This is a genomic window from Bradyrhizobium sp. CER78 (assembly GCF_029846235.1).
Taxonomy (GTDB): domain Bacteria; phylum Pseudomonadota; class Alphaproteobacteria; order Rhizobiales; family Xanthobacteraceae; genus Bradyrhizobium.
In genome coordinates this window covers 250,663-271,627 of record NZ_JARVWP010000002.1, presented here as the reverse complement: position 1 = coordinate 271,627, position 20,965 = coordinate 250,663, and the positions used below count along the sequence as shown (strand labels likewise).

19 protein-coding genes are annotated in these 20,965 nt (G+C 61.6%); 16 read left to right on the top strand and 3 right to left on the bottom strand.

Features of this window, described 5'->3' with window-relative positions; all coding sequences use genetic code 11:
• Window positions 1-1,443 (top strand): amidase family protein, encoded by a 1,443-nt coding sequence (locus tag QDT69_RS04380; RefSeq protein ID WP_279705408.1) that lies wholly within the window; start codon window positions 1-3, stop codon window positions 1,441-1,443.
• A gap of 484 nt (window positions 1,444-1,927) precedes the next feature.
• Here the strand turns inward: QDT69_RS04380 and QDT69_RS04375 are convergent, their stop codons facing one another.
• The 3 genes from QDT69_RS04375 to QDT69_RS04365 form a co-directional block, all read right to left on the bottom strand.
• The gene (locus QDT69_RS04375) at window positions 1,928-2,932 is read right to left on the bottom strand and encodes an ATP-binding cassette domain-containing protein (protein ID WP_279705407.1); all 1,005 of its coding nucleotides are present in this window, start codon (window positions 2,930-2,932) and stop codon (window positions 1,928-1,930) included.
• Window positions 2,933-3,065: 133 nt separating this feature from the next.
• Window positions 3,066-4,253: a lipid-transfer protein gene (locus QDT69_RS04370; protein ID WP_279705406.1), complete on the bottom strand. Its 1,188-nt coding sequence runs from the start codon at window positions 4,251-4,253 to the stop codon at window positions 3,066-3,068.
• Between the two features lie 11 nt (window positions 4,254-4,264).
• A complete protein-coding gene (locus QDT69_RS04365; RefSeq protein WP_279705405.1) occupies window positions 4,265-5,824 on the bottom strand; it encodes an AMP-binding protein in 1,560 nt (519 codons plus the stop codon).
• A gap of 141 nt (window positions 5,825-5,965) precedes the next feature.
• On the opposite strand from QDT69_RS04365, the gene QDT69_RS04360 reads away from it, so the two are divergent.
• From QDT69_RS04360 to rlxS, 15 genes are all read left to right on the top strand, one after another.
• Window positions 5,966-6,598 carry a hypothetical protein gene (locus tag QDT69_RS04360; protein WP_279705404.1) on the top strand — a complete coding sequence of 211 codons (633 nt, stop codon included), beginning with the start codon at window positions 5,966-5,968 and terminating at the stop codon, window positions 6,596-6,598.
• Window positions 6,599-6,876: 278 nt separating this feature from the next.
• Window positions 6,877-7,407 carry a cupin domain-containing protein gene (locus QDT69_RS04355; RefSeq protein WP_050421216.1) on the top strand — a complete coding sequence of 177 codons (531 nt, stop codon included), beginning with the start codon at window positions 6,877-6,879 and terminating at the stop codon, window positions 7,405-7,407.
• Window positions 7,408-7,526: 119 nt separating this feature from the next.
• A complete protein-coding gene (locus QDT69_RS04350) occupies window positions 7,527-8,396 on the top strand; it encodes a fumarylacetoacetate hydrolase family protein (protein WP_279705403.1) in 870 nt (289 codons plus the stop codon).
• A 410-nt stretch (window positions 8,397-8,806) separates the two neighbouring features.
• Window positions 8,807-10,444 carry a carbohydrate porin gene (locus QDT69_RS04345; protein ID WP_279705402.1) on the top strand — a complete coding sequence of 546 codons (1,638 nt, stop codon included), beginning with the start codon at window positions 8,807-8,809 and terminating at the stop codon, window positions 10,442-10,444.
• Between the two features lie 118 nt (window positions 10,445-10,562).
• Window positions 10,563-11,327, top strand: a complete 765-nt coding sequence (locus QDT69_RS04340; protein ID WP_279705401.1) for an autoinducer binding domain-containing protein — start codon at window positions 10,563-10,565, stop codon at window positions 11,325-11,327.
• A 208-nt stretch (window positions 11,328-11,535) separates the two neighbouring features.
• Window positions 11,536-12,174, top strand: coding sequence for an acyl-homoserine-lactone synthase (locus tag QDT69_RS04335; protein ID WP_279705400.1), 639 nt, complete (start codon window positions 11,536-11,538; stop codon window positions 12,172-12,174).
• Between the two features lie 54 nt (window positions 12,175-12,228).
• Entirely contained in the window at window positions 12,229-12,768 is a 540-nt protein-coding gene (locus QDT69_RS04330) for a hypothetical protein (protein ID WP_279705399.1), read from the top strand.
• Window positions 12,769-13,412: 644 nt separating this feature from the next.
• Window positions 13,413-14,387: a zincin-like metallopeptidase domain-containing protein gene (locus QDT69_RS04325; protein ID WP_279705699.1), complete on the top strand. Its 975-nt coding sequence runs from the start codon at window positions 13,413-13,415 to the stop codon at window positions 14,385-14,387.
• A 300-nt stretch (window positions 14,388-14,687) separates the two neighbouring features.
• On the top strand, window positions 14,688-14,834 hold the full coding sequence (locus QDT69_RS04320) for a hypothetical protein (RefSeq protein ID WP_279705398.1): 147 nt from the start codon (window positions 14,688-14,690) through the stop codon (window positions 14,832-14,834).
• Window positions 14,835-15,015: 181 nt separating this feature from the next.
• Complete coding sequence (locus tag QDT69_RS04315; RefSeq protein WP_347952020.1) at window positions 15,016-15,486, top strand: thermonuclease family protein; 471 nt, start codon at window positions 15,016-15,018, stop codon at window positions 15,484-15,486.
• Window positions 15,487-16,527: 1,041 nt separating this feature from the next.
• The gene (locus QDT69_RS04310; protein WP_279705397.1) at window positions 16,528-16,851 is read left to right on the top strand and encodes a DUF736 family protein; all 324 of its coding nucleotides are present in this window, start codon (window positions 16,528-16,530) and stop codon (window positions 16,849-16,851) included.
• A 42-nt stretch (window positions 16,852-16,893) separates the two neighbouring features.
• A complete protein-coding gene (locus QDT69_RS04305) occupies window positions 16,894-17,772 on the top strand; it encodes a DUF2285 domain-containing protein (RefSeq protein WP_279705396.1) in 879 nt (292 codons plus the stop codon).
• Window positions 17,773-17,899: 127 nt separating this feature from the next.
• Window positions 17,900-18,121 (top strand): helix-turn-helix domain-containing protein, encoded by a 222-nt coding sequence (locus QDT69_RS04300; RefSeq protein WP_050421224.1) that lies wholly within the window; start codon window positions 17,900-17,902, stop codon window positions 18,119-18,121.
• Between the two features lie 28 nt (window positions 18,122-18,149).
• Complete coding sequence (locus tag QDT69_RS04295; protein ID WP_279705395.1) at window positions 18,150-18,650, top strand: S26 family signal peptidase; 501 nt, start codon at window positions 18,150-18,152, stop codon at window positions 18,648-18,650.
• A gap of 342 nt (window positions 18,651-18,992) precedes the next feature.
• Window positions 18,993-20,960, top strand: a complete 1,968-nt coding sequence (rlxS, locus tag QDT69_RS04290; protein ID WP_279705394.1) for a relaxase/mobilization nuclease RlxS — start codon at window positions 18,993-18,995, stop codon at window positions 20,958-20,960.
• Window positions 20,961-20,965 lie beyond the last annotated feature (5 nt).

The following is a 20,965-nucleotide window of genomic DNA, read 5'->3' as shown; positions in this document are numbered from 1 at the left end:
ATGAAGCGTGCAGAGTATGCGGCGTTTGACGCGATCGGACTAGCTGAGCTCGTGCGGGCGGGCGAGGTGACGGGTGCGGAGGTTGTTTCGGCGGCGCTAGATGCCATCAATCACGTCAATCCGACCATCAAGGCGATCATCGATCCTGTGGAGCCGGCGTTGTCGTGTGGGATGGTATCAGCCGACGGCCGATTGGCAGGCGTTCCGTTCCTGCTCAAGGACCTCGGCGTGTTTCGGGCGGGTGCGCGGTCGGAGGCGGGTAGCGGCTTGTGCCGGGACTTTCGGCCACCATTCACGTCGACCCTGGTTGAGCGTTACGATCGGGCGGGGCTCATCTCGCTTGGCAGGACCAAGAGTCCGGAGTTCGGCTTCAGTCCGACCACCGAACCGCGACACCATGGGCCAGCTCACAACCCGTGGAATCTGGCTTACTCGCCTGGTGGATCGAGCGGTGGGGCTGCGGCGGCGGTCGCCGCCGGCTGTGTGCCGGTCGCTCACGCCAACGACGCGGGAGGCTCAATTCGTATCCCGGCGTCCTGTTGCGGTCTCTTCGGGTTGAAGCCGAGTAGGGGGCGTGTGCCGGTGGGACCAGCTTTTGCGGAGGCTGTCTGTGGGTTGGGTGCAGATCACGTCGTCTCGCGATCCGTGCGAGATTCGGCACTGATACTCGATCTCACACGGGGCGCGGCTTCGGGAGATCCCTATGGCATTGCAAGGACCATCTCGAGTTATCTCGGCCATATCGAGAGACCACTTGAGGAGCTTCGGATCGGTCTTTGGCGCAAACCGTGGTCGGGCGTGGAGTTGGCGCCCGACGTCGCAAAAGCTTTGCAGGCCGCGGCGAACCTCTGTACGCAGCTCGGTCACCATGTGGAATTCGTCGAGCCCGACTTCGGGGTGCCGTGGGATTCGTTTCTTGACGCGAATGCCACGATTTGGTGCACCAATCTCGCTGCTCTGATTCAGTTTTTCTCTCGCCTCATGCGCCGTCAGATCGATTCCGAACATCTGGAAGAGCAAACGCTCGTAGCATACGAGTATGGTAAGCGACGTTTGGCGACCGACATGCTTGCTGCGGCCAATGTCTTCAATGCGGTATCCCGTGCCATCGGTACGGCGTTCACGCAGTTTGATGTTCTGTTATCGCCTGTCATGACGCGGACGACGCCGCTTCTCGGCCAGTTCGTGAAATTTACCTCCGAAATGAGTGCGACCGATTGGTGCCGCTGCATATTCGATCAACTGCCGTTTACGCCGTTGTTTAACGTCACAGGAGGGACCGCAGCGTCCGTTCCGTTTGGCCAGGATCAGCACGGTCTACCCATCGGCATCCAGATCGGCGCCGACGTCGGGAATGAAGAGGTTCTGTTGAATCTTGCCCGACAATTTGAAGAAGCCGCGCCTTGGGCGGGTATGCTTCCGAAGACGCACGCAGCTCATTGACAAGATATTTGGTTCGAGGCCAGCACGTCGTTCTAAGTTGGCCTCCGGCTCGACCCCGGAGTCTGCAGGCGGGACGCCAGTAGAGTTGGTTCAAATTAGCCGGTGATGGGTTGGAGCGGGAGTTTAAATCGTTTGATCCGTTAGAAAGCCGCTTGTGCAAGACGTGTGCACCGGGAAAGCAAGAAAAATCTCATCATAGCCAAAGCGAGTAGGTGCTCCGCCCGAAAGCCGGCTGCCTCAGTTGATGAAGTCTATCGCCAGTTCCGACGTAGGGCTGATTGTCGAGTGCCGACGAGGAACCCAGCTTACGGAGGTGAAAGCGCTACTCCCCCAGTCCTTTATCGCGCTTCGCACAGCTCCGCTGGTTGAGCCGGTGAGCGTTCCAGTGGGAGTTTTCTCATTGCAGCCGTGGCCTTTTATCCGATTTGTTGCGGTAGCAGACCGGTCCGCAGCCGACCGAACTCATTCAAAATTTTGGTTGCTCTTAGAGCCACAAGGCCTCCTTCCGATAGTTGAGATCGAGCAGCAACTGGCTCGCCGGGCCTTCGTGGAACGCGGTCCCGCGTTCCAACGCGAAGACACGGTCGGCGAGGGCCAGCACCAGATCGAGATTGTGCTCGACGATTACGATCGAGATCTTCTCGCGCGACCGATCGAATACATTGAACAGATCGAGGATCACGGCCGGCGCCAGGCCCTCGAACAGCTCATCCAGCAGCAGCAGCAGCCTGACATTGCCCGACAGGGCGCGCACGACCGCGACCATCTGCTGCTCGCCGCCGGAGAGGTAATCCGCCGCGACGTCCATGCGCTGCTTCAGCCGCGGGAAGTGATCAAGGATGTCGGCTTCGCTCCAGACCACGCCGCGATTGCCATCGGTGGTGCGGGCGAGCCGGCCGAGCGACAGGTTCTCGCGCACCGTCATGCCGGCGAACAGGCCGCGTCCTTGCGGCACGTAGCCGATGCCGAGCCGCGCGATATCGGGCGCCGTGAGGCGCGAGATGTCGCGGCCGTCGAAGGCGATGCTGCCCGAAGCCGGCGTCACGAGACCCGCGAGCGTCTTGAGCAGCGTCGACTTGCCGGCGCCGTTGTGGCCGAGCAGCGCCACGATCTCATGTTCACGCACGTCGAACGTCGCGTCATGCAGGATGTGGCTCCTGCCATCGAAGCTGTTGACGCGATCGACGCGCAGCAGCTGCGTCGCGTTCATCGCCGTATCGAAGTTGCAGGCGTGCTCGACCGGCGGGATGCCCGAGCCGGTGTAGATCTGCTGAACGCGGCGGTCGCCGCGCACCGCGGTCGGCGACCCCGTCATCAGCACTTCGCCCTGTTTCATGACCGTGACATTGTGCGAGAAGCCGAGCACCCGATCGATGTCGTGCTCGACGATCAGGACCGGGACTTTTGTCGCCACCGACTCGATCAGGTTCGACACCCGTTCGCGTTCGGCGGCAGCGAGCCCCGCGAGCGGTTCGTCGAGCAGCAGCACCTTGGGCTTCGAGCCGAGCGCGATATTTGAGTTTCGCGGGGATTAAATCATGTCACTGAACGGGGGGTTCTAACTTGTCAGGGTCGAATAGTCCGGCTGTCGAGCCCGAATGTAAGCCCGCTCGTCAACAGTCTCATCCGTTCTGCAAGATGTGCACGAAACCAGCACTGCCCAGGCCTGCGTTCTGTTGCAGCCCGGTGCGAGCACCTTCAACCTGGCGGGGACCGGCACGGCCGCGGAGTTGCCACGTCAGCTCCGCGATCTGGGCCAATCCAGTCGCCCCGAGCGGATGCCCCTTTGACAAGAGACCACCAGAAGGATTGACGACTATATCTCCTCCATAGCTGCCGCGGCCCTCGAGAATGAAGCGTTCGATCTCGCCGTCGGAACAAAAGCCAAGGCCTGAATACATCAGTGCCTCGTTGCTGGTGAAGCAGTCGTGCAGCTCGACGACGTCAATGTCCTTCGGTCCAACTCCGGCAGTCTCGTAAGCTTTGTCCGCCGCGTCCTTGCCGAGCGCACGGAACATCAGATCCAGTGGGTTGCCTGCAAAATGTTCGCTGCGATCGCTCGTCCATCCAGACCCGATAACACGTACGTTGGTCGGCAGACCGTGCCGCGCCGCGAATCTGGGGCCGCACAGAACGGCAGCTGCTGACCCACAGCTCGGCGGGCAAGCGAATAGCTTGCGAAGGCCTCGGAAGAGCAAGGGGCTCGCGAGGACTTCATCTTCCTGCAGCGGTGTCCGGAACAACGCATAGGAATTGGCAGCGGCGTGACGGCGCGCCTTAACGGCAATCTTGGCCAACGCTCGATCGCCGACTCCACACTGGTTCTGCAGCAGCTCGACCTGACAGCCGAAGAGCTGGATCGCCGGCGGTCGTGCGCGGTCGTTGGTGCTGAGGCTCATCATCTCTGCCACGCGGCTCAGATGCGGGCCGACCGGAGTGGGACGATCGCCGAATACGACATCGAGTGCGCCCGGAGCCATCTGTTCAAATCCGAGCGCAAGGACACATGCGTCCGGCTCGTTGCGGACTGCCTCGACAGCAAGCGCAAAGGCGGTTGAGCCACTTGCGCAGTTATTGTTTACGTTGACGATCGGGATTCCCGTTGCGCCAAGGTGACCAAGCGCGGCTTGGCCAGCGCAACTATCGCCGTACACGTAACCAGCATAGGCTCGTTGCACGTTGGCATAGACGACGCCGGCGTCCTCCAGCGCAGCGCCTGCGGCTGCCGCACCCATAAGATCGTAGGTCTGGCCTTGACCGGGTTTGGTGAAGGGGATCATGCCAACCCCCGCGATCAGGACATCAGTCATGCTGCTCTACCTTAGTTCACTGCGCGCGTGCGCCCGTGCCAGTAGGCTGCCCTCAGCTCAGCCTTGAGCACCTTTCCGGCCGCGCTGCGCGGCAAGTCATCGACAAAATCCACGCTCTTCGGTGCTTTCACGCCGCCAAGAGCCCGCTTCACCAAGGCAATTAGTTCGGCCTCAGTCGCTTTGGCCGCAGTTTTCAGCTGGACCACAGCCTTTACGGCTTCGCCCCACTTTTCATCCGGGACCCCGATCACAGAGCAGTCTTGCACGGCCGGGTGGCTGGTCAGGATCTGCTCGATCTCGTTAGGAAAGATGTTGAAGCCCCCCGAGATGATCATGTCCTTCTTCCGGTCGACGATCGTGACGTAACCGTGCTTGTCCATCACGCCGACATCGCCGGTGTGGTGCCAGCCAAACCGGCGGATAGCCGCCGTTGATGCAGGGTCCTTGTAGTAGCCAGGCGTAACGAGAGGCCCGCACACACAGATCTCGCCGGGGCTGCCACGCGGCTGCTCTGCTCCGTCCTGATCGAGGATGGCGACCTTGTTCCACACGCCGGGCCGTCCGACGCTATGCAGGCGGTCCAGGTCGATTTCGCCGGCTGCGTTCAGATAATCCCATGGTGCTTTGAGGCAGATCGCGGCCGGGCATTCGGCTTGACCGAACGTTTCGGACAGTACCGGCCCGAATACTCTTATGGCTTCCTTCAGCTTCTCCAGCGAGGAGGGGGCCGCCGCCACCAGCAGATGCTGCAACGACCCATAGTCATATCGGCCAAGGTCAGGGTGTGCCAGCAACATGTAGAGAACAGTCGGCGGAAGGAAGAGATGGGTGATGCGGTGGTCCTGAATCGCCTCGAGGATGGCGGCGGGATCAGCCTTTGGCATGATGACGTTGCATCCGCCCCGACTGAAATGCAGGCAGCCGAGAATACCGGCCGAATGCGTCATCGGAGCCACGACAAGATGCCGCGCGCCCTCGTAGTAACCGAAGTGGCTCATGAAATTGCTGAACATGGCCGCGATATTGCGATGAGTTATCATCACCCCCTTCGGCTGACCGGTTGTTCCGCCTGTTGGGAAGATCGCAAACATGTCGTCGGGCGAATATTCGCTGGTGGGGACACCCGCCTGGTCCTGACTCGTCCAGGCCTCGAGCGAGGGGCCAAGCAGGCTCTCGGCGTCGAGGCAGACTGTGGCGCGCAATTCAGGGACTTCAGAAACGAAGTGTTGCGCGTCCTTTTCGTGGACTTGGCTGAAGAACAGCAGCTCACCGTCAAAGCGTCGCAGCAGGTCGGCATTAACGGCCGGCGGATTGCGGGGATTGAGCGGAAGCCAAATTGCATTGGCGCGCATCAGTCCGATCAGTGTCACGAATGCAATGCTGCTATTAGGCGCCAGGATGCCGATTTTGGCGCCCTTACCAAACCCATGACCTCGAATTGCGGCGGCGAGCAGCCGCCCGCGATGATCGGCCTCTCGGTAGGTCAATGTTTCGCCGCCGGCGAGATCGTGGAAGGCAACGGAGTCTGGATAATAAGCGACGCCCTGATCGAAATGGTCGATGATCCGCATAGCTATTCGCTTCACACAGGAGCGGTTCGAGGAGTGGTACGATTGATGATATATTTGTACCCGGTTGGGTTTGTCAACTTGGCTCTGGGATGATCGCAGGATGTCGCGCTATATCGGGAGACCCAGGTGAGGAGAGATGAAATGAGCCCAAATACGCGCCGGAGCGAAGACCGACAGCTCCGGCGCCACGAGAAGATCCTCGATGATCTCGAGGAGATTTTCCTTACCGAGGGCTTCCTGACTCCGACCGTTGACGATCTGTGCGCGCGACTGCGGTGTTCGAAGCGCTCTCTGTACGAAATCGGCCGCGGCAAGCCCGAGCTCTTTCTGGTGGTTTTGCGCCGCCTGCTCGATCGGATTCGCCGGCGCGGCATGCGCGCTGCTCTCGAGAATGAAGATCCGCAGGCCCGTATCCTCGCCTATTTGCAGCCGGGCATCAGCGAGAGCTCCCGAGCGACACAGCAGTTCAACGAGGAATTGCGAGCCTTCGAGCCGGCTCGTCGGATGCTTGAAGAGCATCAACGGGAGCGGGTTGCAGTGCTACGTGATCTCATTGAGGACGGCATTCGTAAAGGGCACTTCCAGCCGTTGCACGCGCACCTGGCTGCTGAAGTCTATTTCGCCGCCGCAAGGCTCATCAATCAACCCGAGGTGCTTGCCGCGGCCGGGCTCACGATGAGTGAGGCGTTCGCCGAGCTTCCAGCTCTCCTCTTCCAGGGTCTGTTCAAACGCGAAAATGCGGCGCCGCGGGGCGAGACGCCGAAAAAGCGCTAATCGGAAGATACCAGCCCAGAGGCAAAGACTGGAAACGTGGTGCCGACTCAAGGGCACTACACGCTATCGCTGCCGCACGCCTGCAGAACAAAACTTGAGCGAGCTACTTGACAAATCGCTCGGTACGAAAATAACGTAATTCGTACCAAATGGCATGGCGAAGCAAGCTGGTGCCGATAGGGAGGCGGAATGGCGCAGCCGGCCGACGGTTCGCCATGTCGGTCAACTGTGTCCGGGGATCTCCCTTCGGTGGTGCTGCCAATAACAGAGGAGATTCCATGAGACGCATCATTGTCGGAAATGATCAGGGCGGAAAGTCAGACGTGCTGGCCGTCGACGATCTGTCAACCTTGCCACATCTTGGCTTCAACATTTTTGGCCGCGATCTATGGATCACGCACGAGACGCCGGCTGATCTTTCTTCGTCTCGGGACCCCACGCTCAATGCTCCGGTGCGACACGAGCCGCCAGATGGAGGCACGATCTTTCGTATCGTTCGCTTTGCGCCCAGCGCACAACCGCTTTCGGCTGCGGACGTGGAGGCGATGCATCGATCAATCCAAAGCGTGCACGTGCCGTCAAAGGACGAGATGGCAGCCGCAAAGCACAGCTCCATGCACAAGACGGATACCTTGAACTATTTCATGATCGCTTCGGGACGGGTCTGGATGTTGACCGAAGGGCAGGACGTTCTCCTCCAGGCCGGCGATGTGATCGTGCAGAACGGCGGCATGCACGGCTGGCGCAATGACGGCCCCGATGAATGCGTTTTGGTCGGAGTGCTTGTCGATGGGAGGGCCGCGGCGTGAAACTCGTCACCTTCACTGCCGGGGGCTCCCGGTCGGTCGGAGCTCTCTTGGCTGACAACCGTATTGTCGACTTGACATCGTCGACCAGAGCAGACCAGCGAGGCAGGTGGTTCTGTTCGATGCAGGAGATGATTGAGGGAGGCACTGAGGCACTTCGTCTCGCGGAGCAGATCCTTAGCAATCCGCCGCGATCAGCCATTCTCCCGTTGGTGGAAGCGCAACTTCTTGCTCCACTGCCGAGACCGGTTCGCATGCGTGATTGCAACCTGTTTACGGAGCATGTGGAACGCTTCTTTGAGCGCAAGGACCAGCTCGAAGCGGAGGCTGCTGCCGGTTCAGAGCAGGCGGCAGCTCAACTCGCCGTAGCCAAGCGGATGCGCTTTGACCTGCTGCTCAAGCGGTTGACCTATTATACGGTCGATCCGCTGTCCGTGTCGGCTCACGAAGAGGATATTGAGTGGCCGGCTTATTCAAAGGCCGCCGACTTCGAGCTGGAATGGGCTGTCGTCATCGGAAAACGAGGCAAGGACGTTCCACTCGAAGCGGCGGCAGGCCACATTTTCGGCTACACGATCTTCAACGACTGGAGCGCAAGAGACGAACAACTGATCCATATGGAAATGGGGATCGGGCCGGGTGGCGGCAAGGATTTTGACGGAGCCAAGACTCTCGGGCCGTGTATTGCCACTCCGGACGAGTTTCGCGACCTCTCCGACGTCCGCATGATTGCGCGGGTCAACGGCGAGGAATGGACCAACCGATCCTCCCGGCATATGCGCTTCACGTTCGAGCAGGCGATCGTGGAGATGAGCCGCTCTCGCACGATCTACCCTGGCGACATTTTTGCTTCAGGCACGGTGCTCGGAGGCAGCGCCATTGATCACGGACGATCGCTCAAGGATGGCGACGTCGTCGAGCTCGAGGTTGAAAGCATAGGGGTCCTGAGGAATCGCGTGCGAATGCGGCACGGCATGTCTGATCGACAGTGATGTTCCTGAATGTGGTGAGGACGGAGCCGGCAAGTCAGGCCGAGGAAGGACAATCAATGGATTGACCAGCGGGGGATCAATGGCGGTATGCCGAAGGCCACCTGATCTGCGGTGCATTCGGTGTAGCGTGGGCAATCTCCGGTCCAGATCGCGATCGGGGCGGGAAGCAAGGCGGCATAAGCACAAGTAGTGCTTGCAGCATGACGTGATTGCCGGCGAGGGCGCCGTCGTGTCACGGATCACGCTGCAATCAAGCAGCCAATAGAAAACGACCATCTCACCAACGGTGATTCCGGTGGCGAGGATAGCTGCGCCTTTGTCTGCGAGGCCGAGCGACCCATCCTGATGAATTCCCGGGCGCTGCGAGGCTTTACAGAAAACGACAAAAACATTGTCAAGGGGAGGAGAGAATGCATTTAGAACGCATCGTAAGTACTCGAACGGAAAGAACGGTCAACGGGGGCGATCTCCGTCTGTATTGGCGGAGAGTGGTTCGCTCGGGTTGCCTCGGCCTGGCGTTGCTTGCCGTCAATGGCGCGTCGGCTCGCGCAGGGTCCGCAGAGCAAAATGCAAAGGAGGTTGCATCAGTCACTTACAAGCAAAAGGCCGTTGGTCCAAATAGGAGAACGGTCGATGATACGAAGCGCGCATCGCCGCAAATCAAATCGCCCGTCGCACGAAACCCTAATGCGAAGATCGCTGACGCGATGCGTGAGCGCGAACAGTTGAACGAGCTGAATAAACGCTATGGCGTAAAGGGCTGGAACATACCGTTTCCCTCCTATGCCGACTCCCTTCTGCGCGACGAAGGCGGTTGGCGGTCGGCACTGGCGTCAGCAGGCTTCGGCCTGCAGATCTACGACCTCGGCATCTTTGAAAGCAATATGTTGGACACGCCGCGGCATGTGCCGGGCTACTTCCCTCCCTGTTCCCGCTACTCCCAGGCGATTGGTGCACTGTGTGCAGGCAACCAGACCTATCTCGGTCAACGTCCGAGCTACATTAATGAGACGATCGCCTGGCTGACCTACGATCTGAGCCGCTGGGGCGTGCCCGACGGGCAATTGATGGTGGCCGGGCTGTACAGCACGGGTAACGATGTTGGATACCTTCCCAACACTCTCCAGCTCTATCAGCTGGCCTGGTATCAAACGCTCTTCGACAAGCGGCTCGAGATCAAGTTCGGTTACGTAACCAACACCACCGAGTTCATGGGGACCTTCGTCGGTTCGAATCTGGCCAGTACATTCGGTCCAAGCGGCTCAATTCCGGTGCAGCTGGGGCTCTCGATTGTGCCGACTCCAAGCTTCAGAACGACCTGGCACATCACCGATACGATCTATAATCAAGCCGCCGTGCAACGCAGTCTCCCGATCAACAGTGTCACGGGCAATGTAGTGTTCGACGAAACACTGACCAACCCTTCGGGGTTCAACTGGAGCGGACCGAGGGGAACCGGGGAGCTGTTCATTGACGAGATCGGCTACAAGCGGCCGGCGAGCCCCGGAAACCCGCAAACCTGGTTGCGGCTTGACGTCCTCTATAACAATTCGACCTTCCTCGACTTTTCACATCTTCCGGGCAATCCGTTCGCAAAACATGCTGGCAATGTCGGCGTGACATTCCTGGCCGATCGGCAACTATTGCAACAGGATCCGTCGTCACCGCTGACGGCGCACCGCGGCATCTATGCGGGCATGTCGTTCATGTACGCGCCCCCCGAGACGACGGGCATCTCTCAATATTATGAGGGCCGAGCGTACTGGATCGGACCGTTTGACAGCCGCCCAACCGACATGTTCTCGGTCGTCACGGCTCGAAACGTCGTCAGCCACTATCTGGCGGACGCTACCAACCAATTCTCGGGCCTTACTGGAGCGTTTGCGGCGCGGACCTCCAATTCAGTCACCGCGACATACACTGCGCATCTTATGCCGGGTCTCTGGGGAACAATCGGGGTAGGCTATACGGATCATCCAAGCCTGGCGTACTTCAAGACCGAAGGGCCCTCTCTCAATGTGCTCGCATCCCTGCTCGTAAACATGTAGCAGCGCGTCACCCGAAGCCATCGATTGGATCGTCGGATCGCGATCCAATCGATGGGCTGGGGTGTGGGCCGCCGCTTGCGGCGCCGGAGGGCGAAAGCAGCTCGTTTGGTCCTGTGGTATGCTTCGTGTTTCTCCTTATGACCGGTTGGCCGACGGCTCGATGATAAAAGCAGTGAACCGGTCATTTCAGGAGTTCGTCGATGCAATCTGGACGGCAGACGACGAACAAGGGTTCGAAAGTGTCGCAAGGCGCGTGACCCGGCGCCTCGGATTCCGATGGTTCGCCTATCTGCAGATCGCGAACCAGGCGCCCACGCTTGTTTCCTCCTATCCAAAGGCCTGGACCAGCCGATACTTTGAGCTCGGCTATCAACAGCTTGATCCCGTTGTGCGTCGGGCTCGTCACGAAAACGATGTTTTCTGCTGGGGGGACGGTGCACCGAAGCCCGCGGGAACAAGGCAACAGCGCAACTTCTTCGATGAGGCCATGACGTTTGGTATCAGATCCGGCGTCACCGTCCCGATCAAAGGTGGCTTTGGACGGATGGCAGCGTTCACTCTCGCAACTGACGAGCCGGTTGCCTCGACAAGTCGACTGGTCATCGATGCGAAGCTCGCAGTTCACCTTGTAGGCCTCTATTTTCACACCCACGCGGTCGCCCGACTGCGAAGGCCAACGCAGGGCAGCAGCGTTCTTACCCAGCGCGAACGCCAATGTCTTGCCTGGGTCGCACAAGGCAAGACTGTCGCGGATATCGCCGTACTTGTTCAGATATCGCGCCGCACGGTCGTATTCCATCTCGAGAACGCCCGGCGCAAGCTGGACGCCGCCACAATCGCCCAGTGCGTCGGCGAAGCGCTGCGCCGGGGATTGTTGCCCTGACTTCATTGCGAGCGGTTGGAATAACAACCCACATCTAAGCAAACCTGTTGTCTGCTGAAGAGGTGTCCTCGATTGCTGAGCTTGGGCTTATCTTTGCTAAAAGTGGCCTTGGCTTCCATTGGATCGGCTTCGACCTGCAAGATTCGACAGGCGCGTGGTCTGTGTACCTCTGGTTCTGTGACCTCCTGTTATCAATCAGGAGGTCACTATGCATGTCGTTGCTCTCCGTCATCATCAGTTCGGGCGGCATCTCGATCTACTCGCGGCGATGTTTCGTCTTCGCCGGCGGGTGTTCAAGGATCGACTCGATTGGACCGTGTCTGTGTCGGGCGAGTTCGAAATGGACATCTATGATGCTCTCAACCCGACCTATCTTCTGATTACGACCGAAGAGCGGGACGTCGTGGCATCCGTTCGGCTGCTGCCGACCACGGGGCCCACCATGTTGGCAGATACGTTTCCTTCCTTGCTGGGAGGCCAGCCTGCACCGCGAAGTGACCAGGTCTTGGAAAGCTCGCGGTTTTGCGTCGACACAGCTCGCGCTGCCGCGGCGACAGAGAGTGGGCTCAATCGCACGACTTTCTTGCTCTTTGCGGCCATGATCGAGGGGATGCGGGCCGCCCAAGCCGATACGATCGTGACCGTCACCGACATGCGCATGGAACGAATTCTTCGGCGCGCTGGATGGCCGCTGGAGCGGATCTCGCCGCCACAGAGGATTGGCCAAACCATGGCATTGGCGGGCTTGCTGCACAATTCCGATACTGCACTCGCTGCAATGTACAGACAGGCAGTTGTTGAGGGGCCCGTGCTTGGGGAGGAGCCACTGCCTCTCGCCGCCGCGTGACCAGGATACATTCTGTTTCTGTGGGCCATCCGGTGCATTTCCTGGATCAATGCGATGCTGGCAGATCCGCGGCGCAGTCGTCTGATCCTGATCAATCCCGGGCGTACCAGACCCGGGAAGGTTGACGACCGACAGGAGAGCCTTGCACTCCTGCCCGCAGTGTTTCAGGTGTTCAGCATTACGCTCAACCTCGTCGGAGAGCACGAGCCTTCGTGGGCTGGCCAGATTCCTGGTGTTGTCACGATACCTGACGCGGATCCTCTGGAGCTGTGGCACGATGCGCGGTTTATCGCGAGCCTGGCAACGTCGAATACCAGTCTGCTATTTTTGGGGGGAGCGTGGCTGGAGGAGGACGTGCTCATCGCCGCGCTCGAGGGCGCAACGCTCGGTTACGACGTACGAATACTTGCCGATCTCTCCATGGCGCGCCGGGAGGCGGACCGCCAGCTTGTGCTCGATCGTCTTGCGCTGCACGGAATTCTGACGACGACGCTCCGCCAGACGCTGCTTGAATGGGCGGTATGCCTTGGTTGTCCGATCGCAAGGCAGAACGTGCAGCAGCTTCTGATCCATCGAGGGACCGAGCTGTCCTAGTGAATCCGCCAGCCAGAGGCTGCTGCAGTGGACTCCCGTCCCTGTCAAATCGCCGGGCGATCATCGCGACGTCAGCACTCTCGTAAGAGGCGAGATCCGCTCCTTGCGGAGCTGCCTGCAAGGATGTGAACGTCATCTGTCTGGAAGAGGTGCTTTTGGAGGGCACGAAGGCCGGTTGGCATTGAGGCTGGCGACGCCCGCAAGCAACCGGGCTTGCGGGCCGGGCGATCGTGAACCGAGCCCGTCCGCGGTCTCGGCCTTCGGCGTCGATCCCTGGCGCGAACTTTGTGCGCGCGGTTGACGTGGCGACCATGCGCCTTCGAAGGCGTCGAGCGCAATGGTCGACCGAGGTCACCACGCCGTCGCAAGCCGCTTCTTGAAGAGCCGGCCGCATGCGCCCGGCGCATTTTGTAGCCCGCGGACCGCGGGGTGGGCGGTGCTCCCGTGTAGCCCCGAACCGACAGGCCGCAACCGCGCCATTTCAAGGCAGTCTGCGACGAGTGCTTGCATGGCGCGGTCCTCCGCTGCCGCTCCGGCCGTTCCGGTGCTGCCCGCCTCCTGAGTTCGGGGCTTTCCGGTCGCTCTTCGCCGCCCACCCCGCCTTCCGGGGGCAGGGCGCGCAAGAAGGACGAACGGAGATCATCATGTCCAGGCGTTTTACGCGCAATCACGCGAGCAAGGCGAAGCCGAGCCTCTATGAAGAAGTCACCGCACGGATCATCGCCGATCTGGAGGCAGGGACTTTTCCCTGGGCGCAGCCTTGGGCCGCAGGCTCGAGCGATGCCCGGCTCGGATTGCCGCGCAACGCTGCGACCGGTCGGACCTATTCCGGGATCAACGTCCTGATCCTGTGGGCACAGCTGTTCGATCGGGGCTTTGCCTCGCAGCGGTGGCTTACTTTTCGGCAGGCGACCGCCATGGGCGCAACCGTGCGCAAGGGCGAGCGTGGTGTCGGGGTCTGTTACGCCGACACGTTCATTCCGAAGGATCGCCGATCCGAACCGACCGATCCGGCGGCAGCGCAAGGCGACCGGCACGAAGCCAGCGCCGTCCCGTTTCTGCGCCGCTACGTCGTGTTCAACGTGGCGCAATGCGAAGGGCTTCCCGATCGCTGCATTGCGTCCGCGCCCGCATTGCCCGAGCCCCGGATCGTGCCGGAGGCGGAAGCGCTCGCGCGCGCAACGCTCGCCGATATCCGTCATGGCGGTGATCAGGCGTTCTATGCCCCGCGCGAGGACGTGGTCTGTCTGCCGCCGCAATCGGCGTTCTTCGACCAGATCAACTACTACCGCACGCTGTTTCACGAACTCGGACACTGGACCGGCCACCATCGCCGGCTGAACCGCGATCAGAGCGGCGCCTTCGGGTCGACGCTGTATGCCGCCGAGGAGCTGGTCGCCGAGGTGACAACCGCCTTTGTCTGTTCGTCACTGTCCATCGTGCCGACAGTACGGCATGCCGACTATATCGGCAGCTGGATCGATGTGCTGCGCGCCGACAACCGCGCGATCTTTCGTGCCGCAAGCCAGGCCTCAAAAGCCGCCGACTTCCTGCTGGCCTTCCGTGCGCCGGTTTCAGCGAACGCAGACGATCAAGCGCAGCACAGCCCGGACGCATAGCCGCCCCCTCGCAACGGGCGCAAACCGCCCGCTGGGACGGGAGGTCGCCGCCACCAATTCGTTGGAAACCGCCAGGGTGCAGCGAATCATCCGCGACTGCCTGAACGACGAGGGACGGAACAAGACCGGCGGCTGAGTCCGCCGATTCGGCTGCTGCGGCCTCCGCCGCGGCCGTTTGCCGGGAGTCTCCGAGTCGTGAATCAAACCCTAACGGCCCGAGAAATAAGCCTGAGGCGGCGGCGGTGCGACTCAGACTAAGAGTCCGGCTCGATCCTTCGGAGCAAGTGACGGAGCCGGCCCATGCAAAATGCATTCAGCGTCTTTGTTGACGGCAGTGCCATGGTAGGGCGGTGTATCGCGCACGTTCTGGTCGGAGGGACGATGCTCGCCGCCACCGTCATGGTGCTGGCGCGGGTGGTTTCCTCGCTGACCGTTGGCTCACCGTAGGACGTGGTCCAGTCAGGTGGGGACCGGCATTTCGAGACGATTGCGACCGTGGCACGCATTCAATTGGTCTAACCGGACGTCCGGGCGGCGGCCGGCTCTCGGCCGCGCGCTCATCCTGCTGTTTACCGCCGCCACGCTGGCGGGCCCCGTCCGCGCCGGCGACGCGACCGGGCAGGCGAGCGTGATCGACGGCGACACCATCGAAATTCGTGCGACACGCGTACGCCTCTTCGGGATCGATGCCCCTGAACACGATCAGCTCTGCCATGACCGGCACGGCGAGCGCTATCGCTGCGGGCAGATCGCATCGAATGCGCTTGCCGCCTTCATAGGCAGGCAGACGGTAGCCTGCGTCGAGGTCGACCACGACCAATACGGGCGGACGATCGCGGTTTGCTCCGCCGGCAAGGTTGACCTTGCCGACTGGCTGGTGCGCGGCGGACTTGCGATCGACTGGCCGCGCTACAGCAAGGGCGACTATGCGCCTGCCGAGGCCGAGGCGCGCGCGAAACAGACCGGCATGTGGAGCGGACGATTTGTCGAGCCCTGGCGCTACCGTCAATGCATTGCAGCCGGAGGCCGTCCGGATGCCTGTTCCAGCGACGCGAACAGTGGGACACGACGAGGCATGCGGCCGTTGGAAGCGCATTAACGTGATGGCTGAAGCGGCTGACGGCGGCGAGAGACGGGATCAAAAAAACCGGACCCATGTGCATCAATCCAGAGGCTCTTGGGCCATGTGCACATGGGGCCGGTCTGATCGTCGCCGCGTCATTTGCCGGGGAGCATCCTACGATACATCCGGCGCCGACATCGAGGCTGGCGCGATGCCGCGGCGGCTTGAAGCGCGGAAAGCCGCGCTTACTTCTTCATCTTCTTGGTCTTCTTGGCGACCTTCTTGGTTGCCTTCGCGGTCTTTGCCTTTTTCGCTTTCTTAGCCATGTGGTCCTCTCGGTTTTGTGTTGGCCTGACGTGTTCGCGAGCACCGCAAGTGGCGCACGCATCATCAAGCTAATCCGATACTAGCAAAATTGATACCGTGTTGGGTTAACGCAGCCCGTTCGAGCGCTGCGGTTGCGTGACGATCAAGCAGTACAAGCACCTCACGCATGCTGCGCAGGCGGATGCTTGCGACCGGCCGACACCAGGAGCGCGCTTTGCGAAGTCGTCAGCGGGCCGCCGTCGTGGAAGGCTGTCAGGTGTGTGCGTCCGGCAGCCCCGGCGGCAGCGGTAAGCTCACTAGTCCTTGCGGTCGCTTCCGCTCGCGCGGCCCGCACCGGTCTCGAACCCAGGATGACGACGCGGAGTCTACGTGTGTCCGCGGTCTTGCCGTGGTTGGGCACGCTGCCAATGCTCGTCCGTTGGATGGGGTCTTACCCTTGAGACCGGGCGCCGATCCGGAGCATCCGGCTCAGTCATGGCTGTGCTCCTTGAGCCTTGAGAGGGACGACCTCCTGCTTTCGGGCGTGACGACCTATGGGAAGCGCTCCGCCGTCCAAAACCCTCGCCATCTCCTTTTTTCCCCGCCGCTCCCTTGCGGCCCCGGCTCCTCGCGGCAGCTTCGCCTCAAAAAACTCGTTCACTCGGGTGCGCCGCTGCGCTTCGCCCCTGACGGGTTCGGCGGCGGTTCGCTTCCCATCACGGTCTCGCCATCGCAGGGGATCGGCCTCTGCGGCATCAAAGGAGACAAACCATGACTGCGATCGGATACGTCACCAAGACCGAGAATGGCGGCTACAAAGGGCAGCTCAAGACCGTGTCCATCCGGACCGACATCGACATCGTGGCCAACCACGACAAGACCGCGGACGCTCAGCCGGACTTCCGGGTCGTCACCCAGGGCGTCGAGATCGGCGCAGGCTGGATCCGCCGCGGAGAAAACAGCCGCAAGGACTATGTGAGCCTGTCGCTGGCCGCGCCCGAGTTCGGACCGCGCAAGCTCTACGCCAACCTCGGCCGCGCCGCCGGCCAGGACGACGAGAACGTCTTCGCGCTGATCTGGAACCCGGCGGACTGACGCAAGCCGCAAGGCCTCCGCGCGCCCAGCGCGGAGGCCACCTTGGCGCCGCAATCGCTTTCGACCATCGTCGCAGACGACTCGCCCTGGGGGCTGCGCTTGGATCGACAAGGCTTCAGTAGCCCATGGCGGAACGCAGGCGCGGCGGGCGGCCGCGATGCAATCGATGCCTACGATTCAAGCGACTGGGCCTGGGAATTCCTCCGTCGCAACCCGGACTATGCCAAGGGTTGGCGCGCCTCGGTGCCAAGGCATCTTCCTTGCATCACTTTGTCCGACGGCACGAGGCTGCTGCGTCTGCGGCGGCGCTATCCGCACGCCGAACGATGGGGGCTCTACGCCTTTGCCGATCCCCGTGCTCCGGCCCGCGCCGCTCCGGTCTTCTGGCTGGCATCCGCCAACCGCCGCCGGGTTCGTGCCCGCTGCAGGGCATCCGATGGCGTCAATGACGGTCGAACCTCACCGCTTGCAACGTTCAAGGTTGACCGTGCGGTGGCCATCGGCGCCGATGGGATTGCCGTGGTGATGCTGAAGGGGCAAGGCATGAACGTAGCCGTTGAACTTCACGATGTCGGGGTCCTGACCCGGCCGTCCCGGCTCGTGTTCGAGCTCGACGGGCTCGATGATCTCAACAGCCAGACCGAGCGGCTCAGGACTCTGCAGCGCTTCGAAAGGCCCGAGACAGCTCGCACCGGACGGTCGCCATTCGCCAATGATGAGCGCCTTTATCAAGCGCTGATCGCGCTCGATGAAAGCATGGCAGGCAAGACCTATCGCCAGATAGCGATCGCGATCTTCGGCGAGCAACGCGTCGCCGACGATTGGGGCGGGACGAGCCAGTTCCTGAAAGACCGCACCCGCCGTCTGGTTGCCAAGGGCCAGGAACTGATGCGCGGTGGCTATCGCGAACTTCTCGCCTGACTGGACCGCGCTTCCCCTTGCGGGGTGGCGACAATTTCCGGGCCATCTTCGACACTTCCATGAGCATTCGTCCTTGACGAGGTTTCCTCTCGCTCTCGCATTTTGCGGGCATGACAGGGAAACGTCGATGATGACGGAAAGCGAGAAGAAAGAGTCCGACTCTCCATTTCTGAACACGACAGAGGCGGCCGCCTGGCTGCGGCTGACCAAGAACACGCTTGAAAAGATGCGGGTCCAGGGCACAGGGCCCAATTATCGCAAGCATGGACGCTACGTCCGTTACGACATCGAAGACCTCGTCGATTATTCGAAGGCCAGCAAGCGAAAGTCGACCTCCGATGATCGCTAGATCGCAGCGCTTGCGCACAAGGGCCGCCGTGCTTGCGGTCATTTCCGTGTCGATAGTCGCGACCATCGTTGCGTCGGCGCCACATGCGCCGCTCGTCGTCTACAACGGGTCGGGCAGTGCGCCGCTCGGGTTCTATCGCCTGGAAAATCGCCTGCCCGAGCGCGGCGAGATGGCGGTGATCGAGCCGCCTGCGCTGGTCGAGTTGATGCTGGTCGCGCGTGGCCTCTTGCCGCCCTCCGTGCCGCTAATCAAGCAGATTGCCGCAGCCGGCGGAGACGAAGTGTGTCGCTCGGACGAGCCCAACGGAACAATTGCCATCAACGGAAAGGTGGTCGCCGAGACCTTCGAGAAGGGCAGAGATGGCCGAGCGCTGCCAGCATGGAAAGGCTGCATGAGGCTGATTGAGGGGGAGTTCTTCCTGCTACAAGCGCATTCGAATTCGTTCGACTCGCGCTACTTCGGACCGGTGCTCAGATGCAATGTTCTGGGCGTGGCGCGTCCCATCTGGACGTGGAATCCTGACAACTGATGCGGCACGCAATGCCGATTGTGCGCGCTCCCGGAAGGGGGCGCGCATCGCTCATGTGCGCTTCTATCCCGCGCGATCGTTGATCACAGCTTCGGCAACCGGAAGAGCCTGTCCATTGAGGTCCAGGGGCTGAAAGAGCAGAACGAGAGAGCAAGATTAAAGGACTGGCGCTCGATGAGCCTCAAGCCCTTGTCTGCACATCCAGGAGTTGGCGATACGGCGCGACGCGATGCCGCCAATAGCGCTTCAAGGCAGTGCAAGTGCTCACCGTTCGCGTCTGCGACTTGGCGAGGGCTCATTGGCTTCACATATCCGCGGTCTTCTCAACCGGGAACACGCGACATGCATGGTGTCGATGACGACGAGGTCAAACCGAAACTAGGCCGGATCGGCAACCGCAAGGCCAGAAAGCCGACCGGATATCTCCGACGTGTTCGGCAGGCCGCCGAACGCGCCGGTCCAAGTGTTGATCGCGCCTCGAATTTCTCGGGCGGCCGTATCGGCCGCGGATACGCGCAAGGTGCGGTGCTCGCCGGCCGAAGCCGGAGCGAGGGACGACGCCGGGTCGTGATCAAGGCACGGATCGTACGCATCAAGGCCGGCGATACGGGCGCCGTCCGGGCGCATCTGCGTTACGTGCAACGCGACGGCGTGACGCGAGAAGGTCAGCCCGGAGAACTTTACGACGCGGGGAGCGACCGGGCCGACGGCAAGGCGTTTACTGAACGCAGCGCCGGCGACCGCCACCAGTTTCGCTTCATCGTGGCACCGGAGGATAGCGCCGAGCTCTCCGACCTGAGGCCGTTCATCCGTGATCTGATGCGACAGATGGAGAGTGACCTCGGTTCAAGGCTCGACTGGGTCGCGGCGGATCATTTCAACACGGGGCATCCGCATAGCCATGTCGTGCTCCGTGGCAGGGATGATGCGGGGCACGACCTCGTGATCGCTCGGGACTATATTGCCCACGGCCTGCGGGCGCGCGCAGGGGACCTTGCTACCCGTGAGCTCGGTCCCGAAACCGAGATCGAGGCCGCACTCAAGCTTCAACGGGAGGTAACGGCCGAGCGGTTCACGCGGCTTGACCGGGCTATTCTACGCGACGCCCCGCATGGTGTCCTTGAGCCTGCACAGACTGCGCGAGGTCCGGTCTGGCACACGATGCGGATGGGCCGGCTACGGACGCTCGAGCGGATGGGATTGGCGGAAGAAGGCAAGCCCGGCCGCTGGCGTCTTGACGCCGAGCTCGAAGCGAAGCTCAGGCGCATGGGCGAGCGTGGCGACATCATCAAGACCATGCATCGCGAGCTGACAGCGGCGGGAATCTCGCGGGCGTCAGGCAGCTATGCGATCTTCGATCCGCAGCATGACAGTGAGCGTCTGATCGGACGGGTCGTCGGCGAAGGGTTTGCGGATGAGCTGACGGAGCGCCGCTATGTGGTAATCGATGGGGTCGACGGGCGGACACATTATGCCGAGGTCGGCGTTCTCGGGGCTAACGAAGAGCTGCCCGCACGGAGCACGATTTTGGAGCTTAGGCCGCGCTCCGCGGCGGCTCGCCAGATCGACCGGACCATCGCTGAAGTGGCCGCGGCCAATCGCGGTCGTTACAGCGAGCGCCTGCACCGGGAGTTCGATCCCCAGGCATCGGGTGAATATATCGGAACCCACGTCCGGCGACTGGAGGCAATGCGTCGGCTAGGGATGGTGAGCCGCCTTGCCGATGACGGCTGGAAGGTCGGCGAGGACTATCTCGATCGGGCGCTTCGGTATGAAGAGCTCCAGCGCGTGCGCAATCCATTCCGCGTCGCGGTGCTGTCATGGCAAAGTCTCGAAGAGCTGCCGCACGCGGTCGGTGCGACCTGGCTCGACCGCAAGCTTCTCGGAAAGGAAACGGGTGGGCTCGCGTCAATCGGCTTCGGAGCGGAGGTCGAGACGGCGTTGCGGGCGAGACGGCAATGGCTGATCGAAGAGGGGCTCGCACGACAGGAAGGAGGGCGGATGCGTTTTGCGCGGAACATGCTGCGCGCCCTTGAAGAGCGCGAGCTGGCGGGGACCGCGGTGGGCATTTCGGCTCGCACCGGGCTCGAGTATCGCAACGTCAGGGCAGGCGACAACCTCAGCGGCGTCTACAAGCGGATGCTGACACTCAATAGCGGGCGATACGCCCTGATCGAGCAGTCGCGCGAATTTGTCCTGGTGCCCTGGCGGCCGGTTCTGGAACGCGCGCGTGGACAGTTCGTCAGCGGCAGTGTCGGCGGAGCGGGCATTTCCTGGTCGATCGGAATAAAACGGGGCATCGGCCGCTAGCTCGA

Bases quoted from the DNA above. Each gene is read 5' to 3' on its own strand.
- QDT69_RS04380 (WP_279705408.1), top strand. From the start codon at position 1: ATGAAGCGTGCAGAGTATGCGGCGTTTGACGCGATCGGACTAGCTGAG.
- QDT69_RS04370 (WP_279705406.1), bottom strand. From the start codon at position 4,253: ATGACTGATGTCCTGATCGCGGGGGTTGGCATGATCCCCTTCACCAAA.
- QDT69_RS04365 (WP_279705405.1), bottom strand. From the start codon at position 5,824: ATGCGGATCATCGACCATTTCGATCAGGGCGTCGCTTATTATCCAGAC.
- QDT69_RS04360 (WP_279705404.1), top strand. From the start codon at position 5,966: ATGAGCCCAAATACGCGCCGGAGCGAAGACCGACAGCTCCGGCGCCAC.
- QDT69_RS04355 (WP_050421216.1), top strand. From the start codon at position 6,877: ATGAGACGCATCATTGTCGGAAATGATCAGGGCGGAAAGTCAGACGTG.
- QDT69_RS04350 (WP_279705403.1), top strand. From the start codon at position 7,527: ATGCAGGAGATGATTGAGGGAGGCACTGAGGCACTTCGTCTCGCGGAG.
- QDT69_RS04345 (WP_279705402.1), top strand. From the start codon at position 8,807: ATGCATTTAGAACGCATCGTAAGTACTCGAACGGAAAGAACGGTCAAC.
- QDT69_RS04340 (WP_279705401.1), top strand. From the start codon at position 10,563: ATGCTTCGTGTTTCTCCTTATGACCGGTTGGCCGACGGCTCGATGATA.
- QDT69_RS04335 (WP_279705400.1), top strand. From the start codon at position 11,536: ATGCATGTCGTTGCTCTCCGTCATCATCAGTTCGGGCGGCATCTCGAT.
- QDT69_RS04330 (WP_279705399.1), top strand. From the start codon at position 12,229: ATGCTGGCAGATCCGCGGCGCAGTCGTCTGATCCTGATCAATCCCGGG.
- QDT69_RS04325 (WP_279705699.1), top strand. From the start codon at position 13,413: ATGTCCAGGCGTTTTACGCGCAATCACGCGAGCAAGGCGAAGCCGAGC.
- QDT69_RS04320 (WP_279705398.1), top strand. From the start codon at position 14,688: ATGCAAAATGCATTCAGCGTCTTTGTTGACGGCAGTGCCATGGTAGGG.
- QDT69_RS04310 (WP_279705397.1), top strand. From the start codon at position 16,528: ATGACTGCGATCGGATACGTCACCAAGACCGAGAATGGCGGCTACAAA.
- QDT69_RS04300 (WP_050421224.1), top strand. From the start codon at position 17,900: ATGATGACGGAAAGCGAGAAGAAAGAGTCCGACTCTCCATTTCTGAAC.
- rlxS (WP_279705394.1), top strand. From the start codon at position 18,993: ATGCATGGTGTCGATGACGACGAGGTCAAACCGAAACTAGGCCGGATC.